The organism is Methylobacterium sp. 22177, assembly GCF_052045615.1.
Taxonomy (GTDB): domain Bacteria; phylum Pseudomonadota; class Alphaproteobacteria; order Rhizobiales; family Beijerinckiaceae; genus Methylobacterium; species Methylobacterium radiotolerans.
The window spans coordinates 15,200-35,686 of record NZ_JBQEPK010000001.1 but is presented as its reverse complement, the minus strand read 5'-3'; the positions used below and the strand labels follow the sequence as shown (position 1 = coordinate 35,686).

Annotated in this window: 21 protein-coding genes and 1 pseudogene; 6 read left to right on the top strand and 16 right to left on the bottom strand. The window is 68.4% G+C overall.

Features of this window, described 5'->3' with window-relative positions; translation table 11 throughout:
- Nucleotides 1–442 precede the first annotated feature (442 nt).
- A complete protein-coding gene (locus tag ACTJK8_RS00200) occupies nucleotides 443–1,189 on the top strand; it encodes a hypothetical protein (protein WP_440761343.1) in 747 nt (248 codons plus the stop codon).
- 80 nt (nucleotides 1,190–1,269) lie between these two features.
- Here ACTJK8_RS00200 and ACTJK8_RS00195 read toward each other — a convergent pair whose 3' ends face one another.
- Nucleotides 1,270–1,602: a hypothetical protein gene (locus ACTJK8_RS00195; protein WP_440761342.1), complete on the bottom strand. Its 333-nt coding sequence runs from the start codon at nucleotides 1,600–1,602 to the stop codon at nucleotides 1,270–1,272.
- Nucleotides 1,603–1,611: 9 nt separating this feature from the next.
- Nucleotides 1,612–2,094 carry a hypothetical protein gene (locus ACTJK8_RS00190; protein WP_440761341.1) on the bottom strand — a complete coding sequence of 161 codons (483 nt, stop codon included), beginning with the start codon at nucleotides 2,092–2,094 and terminating at the stop codon, nucleotides 1,612–1,614.
- Between the two features lie 214 nt (nucleotides 2,095–2,308).
- Here ACTJK8_RS00190 and ACTJK8_RS00185 point away from each other — a divergent pair, with 214 nt between their 5' ends.
- Nucleotides 2,309–2,782 (top strand): hypothetical protein, encoded by a 474-nt coding sequence (locus ACTJK8_RS00185; protein ID WP_440761340.1) that lies wholly within the window; start codon nucleotides 2,309–2,311, stop codon nucleotides 2,780–2,782.
- Nucleotides 2,783–2,918: 136 nt separating this feature from the next.
- On the opposite strand, the gene ACTJK8_RS00180 is transcribed toward ACTJK8_RS00185, so the two are convergent.
- On the bottom strand, nucleotides 2,919–3,197 hold the full coding sequence (locus tag ACTJK8_RS00180) for a hypothetical protein (RefSeq protein WP_440761339.1): 279 nt from the start codon (nucleotides 3,195–3,197) through the stop codon (nucleotides 2,919–2,921).
- A complete protein-coding gene (locus ACTJK8_RS00175; RefSeq protein WP_440761338.1) occupies nucleotides 3,194–3,646 on the bottom strand; it encodes a hypothetical protein in 453 nt (150 codons plus the stop codon). The genes ACTJK8_RS00180 and ACTJK8_RS00175 overlap by 4 nt, the downstream gene beginning before the upstream one ends.
- Nucleotides 3,647–3,910: 264 nt before the next feature.
- On the opposite strand from ACTJK8_RS00175, the gene ACTJK8_RS00170 reads away from it, so the two are divergent.
- From ACTJK8_RS00170 to ACTJK8_RS00155, 4 genes are all read left to right on the top strand, one after another.
- The gene (locus tag ACTJK8_RS00170) at nucleotides 3,911–5,506 is read left to right on the top strand and encodes an AAA family ATPase (protein WP_440761337.1); all 1,596 of its coding nucleotides are present in this window, start codon (nucleotides 3,911–3,913) and stop codon (nucleotides 5,504–5,506) included.
- A 10-nt stretch (nucleotides 5,507–5,516) separates the two neighbouring features.
- The gene (locus ACTJK8_RS00165) at nucleotides 5,517–6,215 is read left to right on the top strand and encodes a hypothetical protein (RefSeq protein WP_440761336.1); all 699 of its coding nucleotides are present in this window, start codon (nucleotides 5,517–5,519) and stop codon (nucleotides 6,213–6,215) included.
- 339 nt (nucleotides 6,216–6,554) lie between these two features.
- A complete protein-coding gene (locus ACTJK8_RS00160; protein ID WP_440761335.1) occupies nucleotides 6,555–6,872 on the top strand; it encodes a hypothetical protein in 318 nt (105 codons plus the stop codon).
- A 52-nt stretch (nucleotides 6,873–6,924) separates the two neighbouring features.
- Nucleotides 6,925–7,326 carry a DUF6634 family protein gene (locus tag ACTJK8_RS00155; protein WP_440761334.1) on the top strand — a complete coding sequence of 134 codons (402 nt, stop codon included), beginning with the start codon at nucleotides 6,925–6,927 and terminating at the stop codon, nucleotides 7,324–7,326.
- 117 nt (nucleotides 7,327–7,443) lie between these two features.
- On the opposite strand, the gene ACTJK8_RS00150 is transcribed toward ACTJK8_RS00155, so the two are convergent.
- The 12 genes and pseudogenes from ACTJK8_RS00150 to copM form a co-directional block, all read right to left on the bottom strand.
- Nucleotides 7,444–8,412, bottom strand: a complete 969-nt coding sequence (locus tag ACTJK8_RS00150) for a Rha family transcriptional regulator (protein ID WP_440761333.1) — start codon at nucleotides 8,410–8,412, stop codon at nucleotides 7,444–7,446.
- Nucleotide 8,413: 1 nt separating this feature from the next.
- Nucleotides 8,414–8,764 (bottom strand): hypothetical protein, encoded by a 351-nt coding sequence (locus ACTJK8_RS00145; protein ID WP_440761471.1) that lies wholly within the window; start codon nucleotides 8,762–8,764, stop codon nucleotides 8,414–8,416.
- A 244-nt stretch (nucleotides 8,765–9,008) separates the two neighbouring features.
- A pseudogene (locus ACTJK8_RS00140) lies at nucleotides 9,009–9,278 on the bottom strand (glycoside hydrolase family 108 protein); the annotation flags it as partial.
- Between the two features lie 300 nt (nucleotides 9,279–9,578).
- Complete coding sequence (locus ACTJK8_RS00135) at nucleotides 9,579–10,034, bottom strand: hypothetical protein (protein WP_440761332.1); 456 nt, start codon at nucleotides 10,032–10,034, stop codon at nucleotides 9,579–9,581.
- A complete protein-coding gene (locus ACTJK8_RS00130; protein WP_440761331.1) occupies nucleotides 10,031–10,294 on the bottom strand; it encodes a hypothetical protein in 264 nt (87 codons plus the stop codon). The genes ACTJK8_RS00135 and ACTJK8_RS00130 overlap by 4 nt, the downstream gene beginning before the upstream one ends.
- The gene (locus ACTJK8_RS00125) at nucleotides 10,291–10,701 is read right to left on the bottom strand and encodes a hypothetical protein (RefSeq protein ID WP_440761330.1); all 411 of its coding nucleotides are present in this window, start codon (nucleotides 10,699–10,701) and stop codon (nucleotides 10,291–10,293) included. Before ACTJK8_RS00125 ends, ACTJK8_RS00130 begins: the two co-directional genes overlap by 4 nt.
- A gap of 97 nt (nucleotides 10,702–10,798) precedes the next feature.
- The gene (locus ACTJK8_RS00120; RefSeq protein WP_440761329.1) at nucleotides 10,799–11,665 is read right to left on the bottom strand and encodes a hypothetical protein; all 867 of its coding nucleotides are present in this window, start codon (nucleotides 11,663–11,665) and stop codon (nucleotides 10,799–10,801) included.
- A 145-nt stretch (nucleotides 11,666–11,810) separates the two neighbouring features.
- The gene (locus tag ACTJK8_RS00115) at nucleotides 11,811–13,796 is read right to left on the bottom strand and encodes a hypothetical protein (protein ID WP_440761328.1); all 1,986 of its coding nucleotides are present in this window, start codon (nucleotides 13,794–13,796) and stop codon (nucleotides 11,811–11,813) included.
- A 768-nt stretch (nucleotides 13,797–14,564) separates the two neighbouring features.
- Nucleotides 14,565–17,420, bottom strand: a complete 2,856-nt coding sequence (locus tag ACTJK8_RS00110) for a TrlF family AAA-like ATPase (protein ID WP_440761327.1) — start codon at nucleotides 17,418–17,420, stop codon at nucleotides 14,565–14,567.
- A gap of 102 nt (nucleotides 17,421–17,522) precedes the next feature.
- Entirely contained in the window at nucleotides 17,523–18,104 is a 582-nt protein-coding gene (locus tag ACTJK8_RS00105; RefSeq protein ID WP_440761326.1) for a recombinase family protein, read from the bottom strand.
- A gap of 335 nt (nucleotides 18,105–18,439) precedes the next feature.
- Nucleotides 18,440–19,876: a YncE family protein gene (locus ACTJK8_RS00100; RefSeq protein WP_007557737.1), complete on the bottom strand. Its 1,437-nt coding sequence runs from the start codon at nucleotides 19,874–19,876 to the stop codon at nucleotides 18,440–18,442.
- On the bottom strand, nucleotides 19,873–20,325 hold the full coding sequence (gene copM, locus ACTJK8_RS00095; protein WP_007557739.1) for a CopM family metallochaperone: 453 nt from the start codon (nucleotides 20,323–20,325) through the stop codon (nucleotides 19,873–19,875). The genes ACTJK8_RS00100 and copM overlap by 4 nt, the downstream gene beginning before the upstream one ends.
- Between the last annotated feature and the right edge of the window lie 162 nt (nucleotides 20,326–20,487).

The following is a 20,487-nucleotide window of genomic DNA, read 5'->3' as shown; positions in this document are numbered from 1 at the left end:
CCCGAACGGGGGGACGAACGGGTACGCCGCGCCCTGGTAGGCCCGTTTCCGCTCTGAAGCAAGTTCGCCGGCCGTGGTCGCCAGTGGCCCGCCGTCCTCCGCAATCCGTGGCCCGAAACCCCCAACCTGTGGCCGACCTGTGGCCCGGGGAACGTGGCGCGAACGCCGTCGAGCGATCCAAGGGACGTCCCGGGCGAGCGCCGGCCCACGCCCAGAAGCCCTGAAGAAAAGATGCGCTCAAGGCGTGGGCTCGCGCGCGGGGCGGCCGGGTGGTCCGACGGCCGGGGCGCCGCGCAGGAGGACATGGCCCGCCGCCGCCTCATGACGATGCTCAACCGTGTGGATGAAGGCTTCCCCCGTTAACCACGGACCCTATTCTCCATCGACTTTCGGCCGCCAGTGACGAACCTCGGGCGCAACGCAACGCGCGAGGTTTTCACCCATGCCTACTCCACCCTACGACATCGGCGGCGCCGTATACGCGGCGCTCACGGACGACGAGCGGGCCATGCTCGCCCGGTCCATCCGGACGGCCAGGGCCTCGTACTACGGCGAGCAGTCCGACGACTGGTTGTGCTGCATGCTGCAGAACCGGATCGACCTGCCGGGCCTCGGCAAGCGGGACGAGGAGGTCACGGACGACGACCTGCGCGAGACGTGCGTGGCCCTCGTCCCCCTGCTGAGTCACCGCGACTTTGATCGGGCAATTCGGGCGTTCGGACTTCTCCATCGCGAACGCGTGTCGGGCCTCTACCTCGACGCCATCGACGATCTGTTCGGGCCTGCCGACTACGAGGCCATCGGCCGTCGGGTCTTCGGGCACCTGACGAGCGAGGACCGCAAGCGAATGAAGGAGGCCTTGAAGGGAGTAAGGGACCAGCGCGACGATCCAATCGACCCCATGCGCCCCACGTGGCGCCGGGAGCTGGCGAGATTCGGCCATGGCGAGCCGATCGAGGAGGGCGTGCGCATCACGAACCGGCATGTGCTGGCGATGTGCCAGCTGCTGGCCAAGTTGCATGACACCACCAGGCGTTCCCTCATCCATCCCTACGTGATCCTGTGGCCCGAGCTCGTCCGCGGCGCGTTCGGCTACGAGCACGCCGAGCGCGTCGAGCGTCTGTTCGAAGAGGCGAGAAAGCCCCTAATCAAGAACCACACGAAGGAACGCCGCACCCGTGTGACCTGACACCTACCTTAGGTTCCGCGCCGCCTACAGCGAGGCGAAGCGCTTCAGGGCACTTGTCTAAGGCAATTTCGGACTTTGCCTTAGTCTGGCACCACCCCGCCAGCGATCGCGGCCGCGCAGGCCTCCAGGGTCGAGCGCCGGGACGGCACCACGATCCGGGCCTCCGGATCCCCGGCGAGCGCCAGGCCGCGCATCAGGCCGTAAAGCCCGTGCACGATCGCCGGCTCGCACTCCGACACCCAACCCGCCAGCATCCGAATGACCTCCACCGCAAAGGCGGCGACCAGCCGGCTCCGGACGTCCGCAACGTCGTCGGGCCGGTGCGCCGGCGGCGTCGGGCGGTCCCGTTCCGGCGCGATGACCACGCCGCGGGGCGGCACCAGGCGAAGCGGCGTCTCGGTGTAGATCCGCATCGCCGATCCTCAGAACAGTCTCGCCATGGTCGCCTTCGAGGCGGAAGCCGCCAAGTGGGATCGCCAGGCTTGGGCGTGGACGCGCGCCGGGGTAAGCCCTGATCGACCATCGCCGATCTTCTCCGGCATGCTTTCTAAAGGTGGTGGGAAGCCGCCGTCGGGCCCGACGAGCCGCTCCACCGCATCCCGCATTGCCGTCTCGCGGTTAGTGGGCCACAGGCGGTCCCGCGTTTCGCGGAACGTCTCGAAGCGCCCGGCGAACGTGGCGGCCGCAACCGCGGCCTGCCAGAAAGCCTGCTCGGCCGGCCAATCACGGATCGTCGCCCGCCCGGCATCCTCGAAGGAGATCGTGGCGGGACCCGACGGTTCGGCGTAACGTGCCATCATCGCTAGCAGGCCGATACCTTCGGCGTGATCGAGCAGCAGGCAGGCCGCCTTCTCGACGGCGTCCCGGGCGGCGGCGATCCTCGCTTCGGTGCTCGACTTTGACATCCGTCCCCTCCTCTCAGCTGTAGGCCGACCAGACCGCCGAAAGGTTCGTCCCCGTCCGGGTTCGAGCGTCCCTGACGGCTAGGCGCTACAGCGCCAGCTCCGTGTGCCCGCCCCGCGGGGCCGGGGATCCCGCCTCGCCGTCTACGTGCTCTGGCACGTGCCGCGGCACGTGTCGGGCTTGCTTCCCCGAGGGGGCCGGCCGAGAGTCCGAAGCATGCCCGACGACGAGTACGACCCCGACAGCGTCCGAATTCTCGCCGGGATGGAGCCTCCGGTCAGGGATCCCTCCGACCCGATCGTGCGGTGGTCCCAAGAGTTTCTGGGCCTGCCCAAGTCCGGCGCCCCCCGCCCGGGCGAGCGCGTCGCCCTGACCGTCGAGGACCTCACTGACGCGGAGATGACCATGATCATGGCCAGCCGTCTCGTGGGGCCGGATTATTCCCTTGACGGCTTGCCCGACGGAGAGGCCCGCTACCCCGTCGAGGACGGCCCCGGATCCAGCACCCGGGTCGAGCTCAGCGTGCGCGTGCTCGTCGGCATGGAGCGGTCCACCGTTCTAGTCGTCGACCCGGTGACCGGGCGCGCCCTGACCCACGAGGTCCTCCCGCACGGCCGAGAGGCCGACGTCGCCGCGGCCGCCGTCGAGTCGGTGATCCGGGCCCGTCTGCCGGGCGAGCCGCGCGAGTAGGTCGGCCGAGGGCGCGGGCCGGATCATGGCTGGGCCTCGACCGCGCGGTCCAGGGCCGAAAGGATCCCCGTCGCGAGGACGCTCAGCAGCAGGACAGCCGACCCGGCCGAGCATACGAAGGTGGTGAGCTCGCCCATCAGCCGACGTCCCCAAGCCGGATGCCGGCCTTGCTGAACTTCTTGGCGACAACCTTCGCGTACCGCTCAGACAGGGCCTCTGGGCCGTCCCCCTTCCCGGTCCTGGCGCCCAGCGACACCCTGAAGGCGATCGCCTTCTCGAAAGACACCAAGCAAGCCGCTGCGAAGGGATCATCCGGGCTCTGGATCGCATCGACCAAGGCGGTTGCCATGTACTTGAGCAAGACCTTGTCAGACTTCCGGCAGCCGACGAGACCACCGGCGAAGGCGGCCTTCATGCCGCCCCTGTCCACCTCGGCCAGACGGTACTTCTCCATAGCGGTGAGTTCGCGCACCAGGCTGGGTCCCTCTGCGGGAGCCCGTGGCTCTCCAGGACGATCGTGAGGGCACCAGCGAGCTGGCGATCGTCGAGACCGTCGGCGCGTCCCCGGTCGAGGACCTGGTAGACCAAAGGGGCCAGCCCGGTCGGCAACGCCTGCCCGAACAGCACGACCTCGGCCTCGGCGCGGTCCTGCCAAGGGAGCCTGCCGATACCCTCGGCGACGCGGTCGAACAGGTCCAGCGTGTGCACGACCACGTCATCGACACCGACCGCCGCAAAGGCGGCGCAGCTTTGCTCTCGCCCCCAGCGCGCTTCGGCGACGCGGCGCCGGAAATGGGACTTCGCCGCGAGCGGGAGGGCATGCATCGCCCTGCCGTGCCGCCGCGCCTCGATCTTTTTGGCCATAGCCGTCCTCCGCCGCTTACCCGCGATGGTAGCACTCTGGCCGATTCGGAATGGCACGGCGCGGCAACCCATCGCCCAGGGATAAGCTAACCTTTTCCGAGGCTTCCGATTGCACGTCCGGGCCTCCCCGGGCATGGTGGAGCCTCACCGAAGGGATCGCCCCCGTGAACCTCGCTCGCTGCTTAAAACGGATAGCCCGCCGCCCCGCCTGAGCCCTGCTCGGCGCCCGCCTGCGCGTGCCCCCCGTTTCCAGCGAGCCTCCCCGTGACGACTTCAGACGACTATCAGCGCCTCGCCCGGCGTGCTGCCCGACAGGCCGCATTCAAGGATAGCGAGGAGCACTACCGGCGCGACATCGTCTACGCGTCGAATGGCTTCCCTACGCTGGGACAGCTGTTCGCCGGCGCGATGCCCGCAGACGGGACGGTGACGGAAGACGCCCGACGCTGGACCTCAGACCTGCTGAGGTCACCCACTGGCCAGCAGCTGTCCGACGCGCTCAAGGACGCCCTGGAGCTGCTCGGATCCGAGGCCTGCCCCCGTTATGCTGAAGAAGTCGAGGCCCTTGCGCTACAGGAAGGCGCGACGTTCAATCCGAACATCGCCGTCGAGGATATGTGTGGCGAGATCGCAGATCGGGCGACGCTCTACGGCGCCATGCTTGGCGACCCGCAGGCAGCAGGACGGGCTGTCGCTCTGCTAAGCGACACACTGCAGAGCTACGCCCACGTGGCGCAGAGCGATCCCGTCGCGGTACGCGAGATCGTCGTCACGATGCTCCAGTGCGTTGCGCTCTGCCAGCGTGACGTCGTCCCGCCGATCAACCTGGAGCTGGTTCCATCGTGGCAGCTGACGCGCTCAACGGCACGCCGCGTCCTGGAGATGATCGCCAGCGTGGCCGCCCCGCCGGAGGAGCTGCTCCGTGCGGCCGGGCCCCTTGAGGACAAGTACGCGGACGCTCGGGTCATCCCCGATCCAAATGACGGCCCCGCGCTTGGGTTTGCGGACGCCCGGCATCCCACACGGGTCGTGCTGCCCCAGGCGCTCGAATCGAAGAAGCCGACCGGCGCCGCGAAGCCGCTCATCGGCAAGGGCCTCCCCCTTCACCCGATGCCGGACCTCGCCGCGCTCGGCGAGCGCTTGGTCGCGCGGCGGCCCTGGCTCGTGCCTCAGATCTCTCGGATCATGGGCACGCTCGCCGGACGCGAGACCGCAGCTGTTCCTAACATGCTGTTTGTCGGTCCACCTGGCACTGGCAAGACCGAGCTAGCCTGCGACCTCGCCGAAGGTCTTCGCCTGCCCAATATGGTCTATGGTTGCGCCGGGATCGCGGACTCAAGTATCCAGGGCACCAGCAAGCAATGGTCCTCAGCTCGTTACTCGGTCTTCACGCAGCTTCTCGTGGACAACGAGAGCGCTGACGGCGTCATCGTCCTTGATGAGCTCGACAAGTCAGGTGCAACCGGTGGGCACAATGGATCCCTCAGGGAGGCCATCGTCGCTGTGGGCGAACTTTCTGCCCGGCGTCGTTTCTTCGATTTGGGGCTTGATGGTCAGGTTGACATCAGTGGAGTGAGCCTGATCGCGACCGCGAACGACGTGAGCCAGCTTAGGGGTGCCCTGCTCGACCGCTTTATGGTCGTCGAGATCCCCGGCCCACGTCGCCAAGACCTTCCGGTTGTCGCCCGCGGCGTCATGGACAAGATGCGCCAGGAAATGGCCGATGGACGATGGCTTGGAGACCTGGACGAGGCTGAGATCAACTCCCTCGCGTCATGGCGCGGCGGCTCGATCCGACCCCTCCGCCGCGCCATCGAGCACCTTGTCGCGCTCCGTTCCAATCGCCGCTTCGCGCACTGAGGAGGCCGAAATGGATCACCGCGCCCGTCGGGCCGCGCGCGAACTGCGCGGCTACCTGGAACGGCGCTACGGCACTCAGCCAGCGCTGCGCATCGTGCAGAACCCCAGCCTGGAGGGCCAGACCTTCATTCGGCTCTCATGCACAGGGCTGACGGTGCCCATGCCGGGCGACACAGGGGACGACGGCCAGACGTATGGGGGCCCGGCCGGGGCCTACACGAAGCAGCACATGGACCTCGTCGCGCAGATCGCCGAGCGGTACGTGGCGATTCGATCGGACAGGTACCTCCCCGGGGGCGGCCTCGCATCCGAAGATCACGCTGGCATGTGCGAGCACATGTGGGTGGAATTCGGTGAGCTATTCCCGCCAGGCACCGTCGAAGTCGGTGTGCCGTGGCAAGAACTTGCCTGCGCCGGCGCATCTACCATGCGGTTTCACGGTGTCCTGAACGGCATCGTGACATTGCAGCTCAAGAGCAAGTTCGCATCCTTGCGCTGGTACATGAGCGGCAAGAACCATGTCGACGGCGAAATGCTTGATTTGATCCGCTCTGCGCTGGAGACGCTCTCTGTCGTGGTCTGCGAGCATTGCGGTGCGCCCGGGCTCCACCGCCCCGGGGGGTGGCACATCATTCTGTGCGACGCCTGCCATGAAGTACGCGAGGCCGAGCGCAAGGCGGCCAAGAACAAGTCGAAGAAGGGTGGCTGATGTCTATCGCAACCTTCGTCGCCGCTGCTGGTCAGTCCGCGAGGGCGGTCGAGTCGTCGACCACGTCGCGGAAATTGCCCTCGCGGGCGTGACGGTCCGTGCCTCGGAGGCGGCCCGCCTGCACTGCCTCCGGACCGGAGCCCGGGACGTCCACGCCTGGGCCCGAGGCATCCCACTCGTCGGCGTGCCCCGACCGTCTGCGGCCATCCCATTCACGTACCGACTCGACCGCCCGGGCTTCCGCCTCCCGGACGGCACCATCCTCACCGCCGCGGCCGCCGCCTGGTTCGATCAGGACGGCCGCGCGTGGTGCCTGTCCCCCTGTTCGGAGATCCAGTGATGCGTATCCTCGCCCTCGCCGTCGCCATCGCCTCCTCTGGCCCGCTCCCCGCCCCCGGGATGTTCTGCCCGGTCGGCGAGGGCTACGGGCCGATTTTCGTCGGCCCAGGCCCGCGCGACCTCGCGATCGATGGGATGGATTGCCATGATGCGCGCAAGGTCGACGGCAAGATCCGGGCAACCTGTTTTACGAACAGCGCAAGCGACACGGGCGGCTCATACGCCCTGGATCTGGAGGTCCTGCCAACCGGCGAGCTCAGCCGCTACGGCACGCTGTTCCGGCGGGTGCCCCATCCCGGCATGTGCCACGCGAATTGAGGCCTCTGGTGCCTCTCAGGACCCGAGCAGAAGATCCGCGCAGGAGATCCTTATGCGTCCCCTATCCATTCGTGACCTCGCCCGGCGCCGGGCGGATGCCAGCCGCGACATCGACCTGCTCAGCTCGGGCTGGAGGCCGGACGCGCGCACGCTCGCCGAAGCGCCGATCCTCTCGGACTACGTAGAGACGACGTATCCCGGCACGGACACGCCATGCCTATACGGCTACGTCAGCGGGCATCCCCTTCTGCCCCCGGGGCCAATGACGACGAGCCCGATCCTCGCCAGGGGGCCGGGCTGGATCCGCACGGAGTCGCGGTTTTACGCGACCCGGGACCCTCTCCGGATCCCAACGAAGCCCGAGGCCGATGACGGCACGCCCGAGCCTGTCCCGGACCGGCATGAATTGCCCGATGTCGGGATCTCTACGCCCGACGGGTTCGTGGGATTCTAGCCCTTGGAGGCCTCGCGGAGGCTGGCGGTATCGAGGGCAAAGGAAGCGAAGTTCGCTTCGGTATCATTTCGCTGCATCGGTCGGCGGGGGCGGCGCGGGGCCGCCCCCAAGCGTGGTTCAGGCCTTGATCGGCCGGCGCAGGTTGAGACGGCCCTGCGCGAGCATGTTCTCGATGACCTTCTGCCCGGCAGCCGTGATCATAACCTGCCGGGATTCGACGGTCCCGGCGGCTGTCTTCACCGTGCCCGTGTCGTGCTCCACGTAGCCGCGGCTGAGGCCACGGTAGCCGCCGACCCAACGCCCCTTCCGGGACCCGACGTCGCGGGACCCGCGCTGGAAAATCCAGTCCCAGCTGTCGAGCAGCTCGAACAGCGCCTTGGGCTGCATCCGGATGTCCTTGGCGTACTCGGATATGACCCTCGATGTCCGCGCCGCGGAGATCCTGTCATAGGCGAGCGCCTTAAGCTGAAGGGAGTCGACGCGGGCGGCCGAGGCCTCCGCGCGGTGCGTCACGACCGTGAGCGCGCGCCCCATGTCAAACATTTCCTGATCCGACAGCGAGGCGATGTCCTCGGCCTCGATGCGGGCGCGGCGCTCGGCCTCGGCTACGGCGCGGAGGCTGTCGACCTCATCGATCTTGCTGACCAGCATGCGGCGTAAGAGCTGGTTGTCGTCGACGTCGAGCGCCGGCGCCTGGCGGCTCCAGATCATCGCCTCCATCCTGTTGAAGGCCTCCAAGTAGTCCAGCTTCCAGGCCAGCGCCGCGTCGCCGGTGAAGCCCATGACGAGCAGGGCGAAGCCATCTCGATCGACAAGGTAGCACCGGTGGAGCTGCCGACCGGTCAGCGGTGTCGTGTAGGACCCCTCCGCAAAATTGCGGAGGGCTAGCTTTGGGCGGCGCTGGATGAGCAGGTCGACGCTCCGGAGGACGTCCGAGTGCCTCTTCTCGAACCGCTCGGCGATGACGCGGCTGTCAAGGCGCGGGACACCGTCCCGGACCTCAAGCCGGAAGCGCTCGACATCGGCCTCGGACACGGCGGGAGTGGCGACGGGGGCGCCCATCAGGGCAGGGGTCAGCGCGTTCATGTCAGGCGACCTTCGGACCGGGGGTGACGGGGGTGACGGGGGCGACGGTGTCGACGGCGAGGCAGATAAAGGTCAGCTCGTCGGGGAGCAGGAATCCGGCGCGCACGTGCGTCCCGACGACGAGGGCGCGGTCGACACCGGGCGTGCCATCGACGTACCGGCTGGCCTTGGCGATGGCGGACTTCCCGACGCCGCCGGGGGCGTAGAGCCAGGGCAGGACGCGGCCGTCGGCGAGCTCGATCCAGCCGTCCAGGTCGTGGGTGCGGGAGTAGAACGCCACGCCCTTGGCGGGGCGGGACCCGGCGGTGAAGAGGCCGGGGTTCGCGCGGAACGCCTCGCACAGCATCACCATCAGCTTGGACCTCGGCCACGCGCCGGGACCAGCCCTTGCCGTACCGGCCCCAGCCGTCGAGCGTGCGGAGGTACTTCAGGCGCATGGCCGAAAGGTCATCGACCAAGCGGGCGATGTCGTTCACACTGCGCAGCGCGTCGAGGCTCTTGGCCCCGATGCCGCCGTCGATGTCCCCGGCGTACAGCCCGCGGGCCTTGAGGAGCGTCTGCAGGAACCGTGCGGCACGCCCGGCGCCCGAGTTCACCGCGAAATCGAACAGCGCGTAGTCGAGCCCGGCCGGCAGCAGGTCGCCGCGGATTCGGTCCCAGAACCCGGCCCTGTAGATGGCCGTGGCGTCCCAGCGGGTCAGGTGACGGACATCGTCGGCCGAAACCGCGTGACCGACCCACGCGGCGAGGGTCGCCTGCGTGATGCCGAGATTGGTCGGCCCGCCCTTGTCCTTCGGGTCGTTCACGTACCCGCCCTCGTGGGCGAGGACGTACTCGATCGCCGGGTTGAAGGTGTTGCGGGCCATGTCAGGTCCTCGGGCGGTTCCGGCGGCCGGACTGTGCCGGCAGCGCGTCGCGCAGCAGGTCGCCGCGCTCGTGGAGGGCGCGGGTCAGGTCGGTGCCGGTCCGGACCAAGGTGAAGCCGAGCTCGCGGTCGGTCTCGGACAGGGCGGCGCGCGGTGGCTCCGCGGTCGCGGCGGCCGGGAGCTTCCGGAACCGGCCTCACAGGTGGAAGACTGCCGTGCCGATCCCGCCGGCGACGACGCCGAGCGCGTTCAGGACGTCGGCAGGGATGGCGACGAGCAGCGCGTACGCATCGGCCAGCATCAAACGGTCTCCCGGCGGTGGATGGCGGCGCGCTGGTCGTTGCGGCCCTGGTCGAGGAGGGAGCGTCCGGCGGCGAGGACGTCGAAGGTGCCGAGAGCCGCGTAGACGAGGCAGGCCGTGTTCAGGCCCGGGTACCCGTCGTCGGAGAACATCCGAACGAGCGTGAACCAGATGAGGGCTCCGGCCGCGGCCCCGGCGAAGCGGAGCGTCGGGCTGCGCCGCCAGTTGCCGTTCACCCACAGGCCGATGTCGCGCACGACGGCCACAAGCATCAGGGCCATGCCCCAGGTGCCCTGGGGCGCCACGGCGGCGAGGTTGACGAAGATCGGCCGGGCGAAGGTCGGCCCGGGCAGCAGCAGGGCCGTGGCGAAAGCCGCGAGGATCGCGGCCGAGAGCCACTCGCCCTCGCGCGACACGTGCGGGATGCGGTGCGGGTTGTAGGGGCCCCACGTCATGGCTTAGCCTCGGACTCGACGGCGGGGGCCGCGGCCGGTGCCTCGGGCTCGGCGACCGGGGCGGGCTTCGCCTTCGCAGCGGCCGCGGGCTTGGCGGGCTCGGCCGAGTCGAGGTCGGCGTGGCGGACGATGCCGCGCTGGCCGCAGCGGCCGCAGTGGACCTCGCTCCAGTCCATGCCCGTGGCGAGCAGGGGACGGATCCCGTCCCGGCAGGCGGCCGCGTCGGCGCAGCCCTCGAAGTTGAAGGGAGCGTCCGTCATGGCCTGTAGTCCGCGTGGAGCACGCACCGGGCCGTCGGGGCCGGGGCCTCGTCCGGGGCCCTAGGTTCGCGCATCTGGTTCTTCGCCAGCACCGTCACGACGGCGCCGCTCCGGATGACGAGCTTCAAGCCGTTGACGATGACGGCCTGCGCCTGGTTCGCGACGCCGATGCCACCGAACTTTGAGAGGGTCTGTCGGACCCAGCGGACGTTCACGCCGCGGCGGCCGAGCTCGGCCAGCGCCGCGGTGTCGTCCATGCCCTCGTCGACGATGACGCCGACGGTGCGCTTGGCGAAGCGTCTGACGGCATGGTCGGTGGCCCGGGCGTGGATCCCGCGCGGGTTGCCGCACTGGGGCTGGCTGACGAAGGTGGAGGAGGCTGAGACGGATGTAGGGGCTGGCGGCACGGGGATCGCTCCTGTGCCCCGAGCGTCCCCCCGGCCGCGGTATTCGGATAGCCCGGGTTCCCCATGTCGTGGGCGTCCCGGTCCCGGCCGGGGGGGCTCAGCGGAGGTAGGTGCCCTTCTTCATCATGTACGCCAGGTTCTCGTTAAGCTGCTGCCCCATGATCTCGGGGATCCGCGCCGCCGCGTCCTCGCAGGCCTCCGTCCACGGCTTCTGCAGGATCGGCCTGTATCGGGCTTTGTCGACCGCGAGGAACAGGACGCGGGGGTGATCGACGTCCTTGAGCCGACGCCCGATGCGCTTGAGGTCCCCGCCCCGGGTCTGGATGACCTGGTCCAGCGCCGAGTGCCCCCGATGGAGGACGTCCTGATCCGTCACGGGCACCCGCGGCGACCGGGCGATGTAGCCCTCGTGGGCCTGCCCATGGATCGTGATGGCCCCGTAATACACGCCCCAGCGGCCCTGCGTGCCGGACTTCTTCGGCGCCCGGTCGGCCGAGACCTCGCGTGCCAGCCGGGACAGGAATGCCCTCGGCACTCCGCCGTCCTTCGTGGGCCTGACGCCCTGGGTGCGGGTGATCTTGTCCCACCAGGGGATGAGGATCCGGTTCTGCGCGAGCCCGACGTCGCCCGGGAGGCGGATGTTCGGCTCCGTGCCGAAGAGGTACTTCAGGTACGCCGACTGCTTGGCCTTCACGAAGACCTGGGCGTAGACGTCCTCGGCGTTGCGCTCGCCCCGCTCCAGGGCGTTCAGCTCGGCCTTGGACAGCCGTCTTGGCGACCTCGTCGACCGCCCAGCCAGCCGCCCTGCGGACCTGGCCATGCCCCGGTTCGGGTCCGTCATGCCGACGGTGCGGACGAACTCATCCCTCCAGCGGTCGATGGCCTCGCCGAGGTCGACGGCGAGGTCGACGCCGTCGAAGCCGTCGAGGTTAAAGCCGGAGCTGTTCTGCCGCTTGCGTGCCATGCCGGGGAGGCTGCCACGGGGCCCGTGTCCCGTTCAGCGCCACGCATGGGCCCGACATGACAACGCCCGCCCCGGCGGACCAGGACGGGCGTGTCGGATGTGCTGCATCCGCCTCGCTGAAGGCACTCCAGTTATACCGTCCACCCTAGGCAGCGACAAGGGCACGCCGGTGACGGGTGCTCCCGCCCGATGCGTCGAGATAGGCCTCGGCCTCGCGGGCGGGATCTAGCGGAGCCAGGGCAATGCGGGCCCGGGAACGGCCCGAAGAGGCCCGCCCACCCCGCCGACGGTCCCTGGCAGCCTCGCGGGCAAGATCGGCCAGGACGGCGTCGATGAGGCCTGCATCCGACGCCTGGATGCGGTGACCGATACCCTCCGGGACCAGGTCGGGCGCATCGAGGGGCAGGTCCTCTCGGATCTCGTCGGTCCACCGTCCCTCGCCAATGCGGAGGATCGTCCAATGCGCCGTCGACGTGCGGTACTCCGCCAAGCGTGGGCTGTACCGGCGGACGCGAACCTCGCCCTCGGGAACCGAACCGGAGGCATCGGCAGAGGTGGAGGAGCCTCCCGGGCCAGAGGCCACTATACGCCGTGACTTTCCGTGACAGGCCGGGAGGGCGTCCTCGGCCGGAACGGGAGCCGAGGCGGGGATAGAGGCTGCCTCGATGGCGGCGATGCGGACGAGTTCGCCCTCGGCCAAGAAGATGGCCTGCTTCAGCCAGTTCAGGGACGAGGGCCGGCCGGCTGCGCGCAGCCCCGCGCAGATCTGCGTCAGTGTCAGGCCGGACGCAAGAGCCTCGATCGCGGTGATCCCGTCCTGCGCCTTCTGCTGCAGGGCGATGTCGCGCGTCATGCGGTCCGGTTCGCGGGCATCTCGGCTGTCGCGCTGGCGCTCGGCGGCGGAGCGCCCGGCTTTGGACCCGTCGGGTCGCAGGACCAGGACGGCCGCCGCGTCCGCTTCGTCCTGGCTAATGCCGAGTTCGTCGACCATGCGCGCGTAGGACCAGTCGTAGTAGGCCGGCCTCTCTTTCCCCTCGTACTCCCGCTTCTCGCCGGCGGCATGGGCGTGCATGCCCGCCTCGACACCGGAGAACGCCATGACGAGCTCGCGCTCGGGCAGGCCGCACAGGGGCGCGATGCGCTCGGCCCAGATCTCAGCGTCGCCGCCATCGGTCTGGGACATGGCAGTCGCTGCAAACACGGCCCACAGCATGCGCCTGCCGCGAGCGATGAACCCACGGTGGTCGAGGAGAGCCATTAAGTCGTCGAGGACCAGGCGCCACTTGTTGGCGGCGAACGGCCGAGGCCTGCGGGGTACAGCCGTGTCAGTTTTGACCTGGGTCGGCTCGAACTTTCGGGCGTCGCGGATCTCGGCGATCTCGCGCCGGGTGTAGGGACAAGTCGCGTCGGCCCAAGCGTCGAACGGGACGGTGCTGATGTCCGCGATCGAGGCGGGCCACGCCGGCCGGCACATCTCGCCGCTCTTATGATTGATGCTGCCCCACACCCGCAGGACGCGGGCGGCATCGCAGCAGCCGCGGTCAAGGCCGAGGCCCTTCAGCAGTTGCCAGAGGGGCAGCAGCCTCTGCTGGAAATCCTGGACGCGGGGCTCGACCTTGCGCTTGGGTAGGTTGCCGTCGGCATCGAGCCGGGGGCCGCGCAGGCCCTTCATGGCGCGCTGCCAGCGACACAAGGCCTGCCCTGACACGCCGTCGAACGTCCATACGATGTGGATGCCCCGGCCGCTGTACGTGATCCACGACGGCTTCGGGATGCCAGCGGACTCAAGCGCGGCGAGGACGAGGAACACCACCTCGGCGTGCGGCCTGTGCGCATGGGGCAGGCCATCCCGCGTGTAGTCGAGGTCGAGGAAGCCAGCACGGATCGACCTGACGAGCGAGCTGTGCCGGCGCCGGGTAAACCGGTTCATCGAGACGTACTGGACCTCGGCCTCGGCGACCTGCCTGGCGATGGCGCGCGTCGTGGCCGGAATCATGCCCTCGTCCCAGACGCCGTCGGCCGACTGTCGCGCAGTCGCGAGCAGCCCCGGCGACCCAACAGGGTGCAGCCGGTTGAGATGGGCCTCGGCTAGAGCGAGACGGTCGGGGAACGGGAGGATGGTGGCGGTCATCTACAGCGAGGGTCTGGTCGTCGCCGGGGCAGCACACCCGCCGACGCCATGAAGGTACGCGCGTCGCTGGAAACCACCAAACAGCCGGGCTTGCGGGGGACTACCGAGGCCTGCCCGCCCTAGGAGGCGCCCCATGGATGGGGGCTGCCCCACCCCGACAGGGGCCATCCCGCGCGCGAATCGGCGCGCCCGTCAGCCAGGCGCGCCGTGACCTGGATCGGGACACGCCTCGCCCGGCACGGTCGGCCCCGTGGTCAGGGAAGCCGGGGTCGAGGGCATGCGCGCGTGGAGTGGACGGCCGCCGTCGGCGGAGGGTGACCCTGCCTCGACGAGGGGAGCCTGCCCCCCGGGACCCCCCTCCCCCGGGGGCGGTCGGGACCCTACGTTTCCTGCCGATACGTAAAGAAGATGGCCCGTCAGGTAGTTGCCGAGTTTGGAAACGAACTGGTTTTCATCGCTCGCTATCTCTCGAAATAGGATGGTCTCGGACCACTTGGCCGACGGCTACACTGTCTAGCAAGTCAGGCCAGCGTACGAACGGAAAATACTCACGCGTAGTGGTCGTCCGCGGTGACGATCTTGGCATGTCGTCTGTTCGCTCTGTTGCACAATTGCTGCGTCGGCCAAATTCGCTGCGTCAATGACTGAGTTCGTCAGCGATCGGATGCGTATGCTTGCACGGATCCGCCTGTGGTCTTCGAATCAACGTCCATTTATATTCCAAGTCCGCCCTACCAACCTATACCATCGCTTGGGTCTAGAATTTTTTTAGATCCCGTCGAACCCGTACTTGCGAGCGCGTAGGTCGAAGGCTTCCATGCCTCCTTCCATGATGCGCGTCACTTCCCCGCGCACAGCCGGCGTTTCGATCGCGCCATCGATCGCCACCCGTATGCGGACCGTCCCTTCCGGCTCCCGGTCCTCCGCGACGGTCGATGCCATAGTGACGACTTTGTCGGCGTCGCCGTTCACGACGAGGTTGGCGTTGTGGGTGGCGAAGATGATCTGCCGGGCCGACTTGGAGGTGCGGATCCCCTCGACGATCCGCATGATCACGCGGTTATCGAGGTCGTCCTCGGGCTGGTCGACGATGAGCGTTCCCGCCTCTTGCCGGAGCAGCAGCTCAAGCAGCGCCGATGCCTGCTGGCCCGGCGACGCTCTATGAAAGGCGATGCGCTGTCCCTCGCTGACGTACGTCAACGCGATCGAATCTCGTGGCACCGCCGAGAGCATGACCTCGACGGTCTGGTCGGTCAGGCGAGCATACAGCCGCCCGGCCTGGTTGTCGGTGATGCCCGCACCGCCGAACACGAGGCCGTTCAGCGTGGCGACCGCGTCGGGACCTGGGTCCTGCGGGCTGCCGGCCATGATCTTGGCGCGGTATACGGCCAGGACCGCATCGCAGAGGTCCGGCCATCCTCGCCCTCCGTCGCGGCACGTATCAGCGACCCATTCCGAGCAGCCACGATCCGAATGACGGATCATCGATCCTTCCATCCAGGCGCAGAGTGATTGGACGCACTCGACGGGCTTCCGATCCCGCGAGACACGGGCGAGGAGTGTCCCATTCGACTTGACGGCGACCTCCTCGGATGCACGTGCGAGAAGGGCACGCCGTCCCTCGATTAGGCCGTCAAGGCGTGCCCTGGCGTCCTGTAACCCCACCGGGGCGGCCAAACTCAAGTTGTACCGATCCTGGCACTGCGAGACTTGAACCTCGGCCTCGGCCGCTTGCCGGGCCAATGCCTCTGCTTCCTTGATAAGCGCACCGTGCGCCGCCTGCCGCTCCTTCGCGGCCGTGTAATCGACCTCGAAGACCTGGCGCAGTGCTTCGAAGGCTGCCTGTCCAGCTTCGTGGGCAACCGTGAGTTCGCCGAGCTCACGCAGGACCTCGTCGAGACGACCGACGACGGAGGCACGGACGGCGCTTGCACGAGCGTCGAGCTCAGCAATGGGTGGGAAGGCCAGTGCCTCCGCGTGACGTTCACGGTCAAATCGGAGGACGGTCGCCAGGCTGGTCCGGATCCGTTCGGCGTCAGCGACGACGCGGCGCTCCACGTCATCAAGGTAGTTGCGGGCGCGGGCGTAGCGCGGCGCCTCGCGGATGATCTCCAGGTCGGCCTGCCGGACGCCACCCTGGGTCATCCGGTCCCGGATGGCTTCCAGTCGACGGCGCACGTCTGCGGACTGCCCACGCGCCCTCTGCAGCTCAAGCTCCGCTTGCCAATGCGCGGCAAGGTCCTGAAGCGCGGAGGTCACCTCGCGCTTGACCGCGGTGATCTCGCGGTCGAGGCGCCGGCGCTCCTCTATGACCTCTGCCGCCGCGATGCCGGTGATGTTCTCGGCCGCCGCTGCCGGGTCGACCATCGTCGTCGACAGTTCCTTCTGGTGGAAGGCCCGCGCCGGGAAACGGCGCTGCGCATCCGCAATGGTGATAACCTCGTCACCAGCCGCGGTCGTTACGGTGATCGTCGCCGACGCGTCGCCGGTCCGCATCCACCGTTCAAGCAGGCCCCCACGGTCAAGGTCCACGGCGACCCAGCCGCCGACGAGCGTTTCCTCGATGAGGGTCCGTTCCCGGTCACGGGCCTTGCGACCGGTAAGCTCCTCCTGACCGATGTCGACGTCGGCCTTGCCGAGCCCGAAGCGCAGGAACTCCAACGCGGCGCTCTTGCCCGATCCCCGGCCACCAATCAGCGCCGTGAAGCCCTCATTGATGAGGATCTCCATGGGGGCGGGACCGGTGATGCGGGACTGGATCGCGAGCTTGACGACACGGTTGGCCGGCAGCTGTGGCGGCACATGCGCGATGCGCGCCTCGTCCGCCAGGAACGCCTGGCGCAGCGCCTCCAACGTGGGTTCGCCAAGGCGAGCCCAACAATCGTGCGCGCCGAGCCGCTCCCAAGACGCGTTCCGGTTGTCACCCGTCGCGAGAACGGCGCGCCGGCGCCGCCCCCACTCGTCGATTTTGCCCTGCGCCTTTTCGAGCGTCACCCGATCGAGATCGGCATGGGGGCATTCGATGTAGACGCCGTCGCATGGGAGCGCGGCGAAGCGCGGGCCGAATCCGTCGGCGTTGAGCGATTTGTGCGCCCCCTCGTTGGAGAAGTGTGGCACCAGCATCATGCGCGTGGCGAGCATGGCGTCTGCGGCCGCAACGGCGAAGAGGGCCTCGACGGTAAGGCCGCAGTGCCTGATCTGGTCGGTCTTGGGCGACTCGGCCGGCGTCTCGGTCACGGCGTCGAGCCGCGCCAGAAGCCGGCTCCAGTCCGCTTGCTCCGTACCAGGCTCGAAGATCGCCAGACACTGGACGTTATCGCTGCACGTGACCTCGATGCCGGGAAACACGATGAGCCCGGGGTCAGGCCCGAGCCGTGCGGCGGCCGCGATGACGTAGGGCAGGAACGCGACGTCGTGATGATCGGTGACAGCCACGGCCCCGAGGCCCCGGCGGACCGCCTCCGCGACGAAGGCGTCCGCCCACGCATGCCGTCCGGCTTCAAGCTCGGGTGTGCCCCCAGCCAATCCCGGGGAGCCAATCCATCCGCGGTCCCGCGGCGTGTGACACTGGAAGTCGAGCTTGATCCATACCGCGCCGGGGTGGTGGCCGAGGGGTGCTGGCATGGTGCGAATGACGAAGCTTGACCGGTCGTCGGCGATACCGGACGTCCGTCCCCGGCACAACCTCGAATTGCGGTCCGGCACAGACCGGGAAGTCGCTCCTTATCACCCCTCGGGCAATGACCTTTCCAAGGTTCGGTAGATCGTTGGGCGGGATACCGAGAACAAGTCGGCCAGGTCGCCGATCGTGTGCTCCCCGGCGCCGTGCATGCGTCGGACTTCGCGCTGCTGCTTCGCCGACAGCTTGGGCTGCTTGCCCCGCAGCTTGCCCCTGGAGCGGGCGATCGCCATGCCCTCCTTCGTACGCAGCCTGATCAGGTCGCTCTCGAACTCAGCGAAGGTCGCCAGCACGTTGAAGAACATCTTCCCCATCGGGTCCGCCGGATCGTAGACGCTCCCGCCGAGGGCCAGCCTCACCCCGCGAGCGACGAGTGCGTCGGCGATCGCCCGCGCGTCCGGCACCGACCTGGCCAAGCGGTCGAGCTTCGGCACCACGAGCGTGTCGCCTGTCCGCGTTGCGGCCAGCGCCTGGTCCAGACCGGGACGGGACCGGTTCGTGCCGGTGAGCCCATGGTCGGTGTAGATCCTGTCCGGCTCGACGCCCAACGCCTCCAACGCAGCGCGTTGAGCCGCGAGGTCCTGCCTGTCGGTCGAGCAGCGGGCGTAGCCGATCAGAATCGTCGTCATGACCGGAAGTGTACGTTTAGGGCTCCCTCATCGAAAGGATCAGCGTACGGGTCCTATGAGACGGCGACTTCCCTGGACGGGCAGAGATCGCGGCAGTGCCTGACGGGTGTCCGTAGAGCGATCCCGTTACGGACAGTTGTCATGCCCGGTTGTGGCCGAAAACGGAATGACCGCTTTGGAGTAGGCCCGCTGGAAAAGCGGACAGCCTCCTATCGACCCAACTGCGCCGTAGAAGCAGTCCGACGTCGTTCTCGAAAGCAGACATCGAAACTGGGCTCGCGCCGCCAAGGTACTCTTATGAGTGTTCGCCTTCCGAACTAGCGCCCCCCACTCGATCAATCCACAGTCTGCATCTGGACGACACTGCCGAGTTCACCGGGCTTGCCCGAGACCACCACGAGGTAGCGCCGGCTAGCGCCGGCATCCGTGCGGGTGACCTGTCGGATCGGGCCGATCGCGTTGACGATGGCCGCGCCGGCCGGGTTGGTCATGAAGGCGGCGAGCGGCTCCAGGCCGGTCGCTCCCTTCGGATTGGCGGCGAGCGCCAGCACGAAGGGCATTTTCGCGGGCAGTCCTGTGACCGCGGCCTGTAGCGTTTGCAGCACGCCTTGGTCGAACAGGGTGACCTGCGTCGCCGGCTTGTCATCGGAACCGGTGAGCGTCAGCGCGCTGGTCTTGCCGGCAGCACCCAGCGGCTGGAGGTTCTGCTTTCCGTCGCCCTCCGGCACGGCGTTCGGGACGTAGGCGACGCCCTGCGGACCCTGCCCGATCGGCACCTCAGCGATCACCGTGTTCGACGCCGTGTCGATCACCGCCGCCATGTCGGCGTTCTCCAGGCCGACATAGACGCGGCTGCCGTCGCCCGAGGGCCAGAGCCCGTGCGGCAGGGCGCCGGTCGCGATGGTGGCGACCTGAGAGAAGTCGTCGGTGCGGAACACCTTGAGCTGGTTCAGGCCGCCGATCGTCACGTAGGCGAACTGGCCGGCCTTGGTCGAGACGATGTTGACGTGGTTGGTGATCGGCCCGGTCTCGATCGTCTTCAGCGGCGCGAAGGGCGGACGCGCCGAAAACACTTGGGTGCGGCCGACATCCTTAAGGGTGAACCACACCTGCTTGCCGTCCGGCGTCGCGGCGATGTCGGGGCAGAACGGGCTCTCTTGCTTCACGCGGCCGACGATGGTGTGGGTCTTGGTGTCGATGACGACGGTCTCGGGGCTGAAGCTGGAGCAGACGTAGCCGTAGGCGCCGTCCGGCGAGAAGATCGTCATGCCGGGCCCGTTCGGTACGGTGATCCGGCGGGTCTCCTTGGCGGTGGCGGCATCGAGCACCGCGATATGGTCCTCGCCGCGCACGCTCACCCAAACCTCTCGGCCGTCCGGCGTGAAGAAGGCTTCGTGCGGCGAGCGGCCGACATAGGCGGTGTGGCGGACCGCGTTGGTCGCCGTGTCTATGAAGCTCACGGAGTTCGAACCGATCGAGACCGCGAGCAGGGTCCTGTGGTCCGGCGAGAAGCCCATGCCGTGAACCAGAAGCTGCCCGCGATAGAGCGGGCTCAGGTTCATCGGCGTCGGGTCGCCGAGCCGGATCACCCCGAGCAGGGTGTTGGCGGCGGGATCGACCACCGAGACCGTGTTGGAGAACTGGTCGGAGGTGTAGAACCGATCCTTGCCGCTAACCGGCACGTCCGGGGCGGAAGCTGCGCCCGGGGCCTGCCCGGCGAGCGCCGGGCCGGAGAGCAGCGCGAGGGCGAGGATAGTCAGGGCGGTCTTCATCGGCGGGTCTCCGAGGGCATGGCGGCGGGGGCTGCACTGTGGTCGTGGGAATGGGCCGCACCAGTCGATGGCTGCGGCGCTTTAGGAAGACTGGCGAGCGCACGGCGCATCACATCGATCTCCTGGCCCTGCTCGACGACGATTCCCTGCGCGAGGCGACGCAGGACCGGATCCTTGCCGTAGAGCAGCTCCGCCTTGGCCATCGCGATCGCGCCCTCGTGGTGGGGGATCATCATCGCGGCGAAATCGCGGTCGGGATCGCCCGAGGGCGGGACCATCATGTCGGCGTGCATCCGCGTCATCGACTGCGCCATCATCGCGTCGAACGACGTTGACGACGCGGCCGGAGGCTCGCTGGCGGCCAGCGTCGGGCGCATCATCATCCGGCCGCCGACGAGGCCGCTCGCCATCAGCGCCGACGTCACGGCAAATCCCAGTGCTCCGCGCATGCGGCCTCCTCGCGATCCGGTATCAATGGAAGGGATGCCAGAGGACCGCCTTTATTCCGCGGCGGGGCCGAAAAAGCGTTCGCGCCGATGGGATCGCCTTTTTTCGTGTGTCAGCGGAATAAAGGCGCCCGTTTCGCATCCCTCCCGATGCGGTCATGCTCG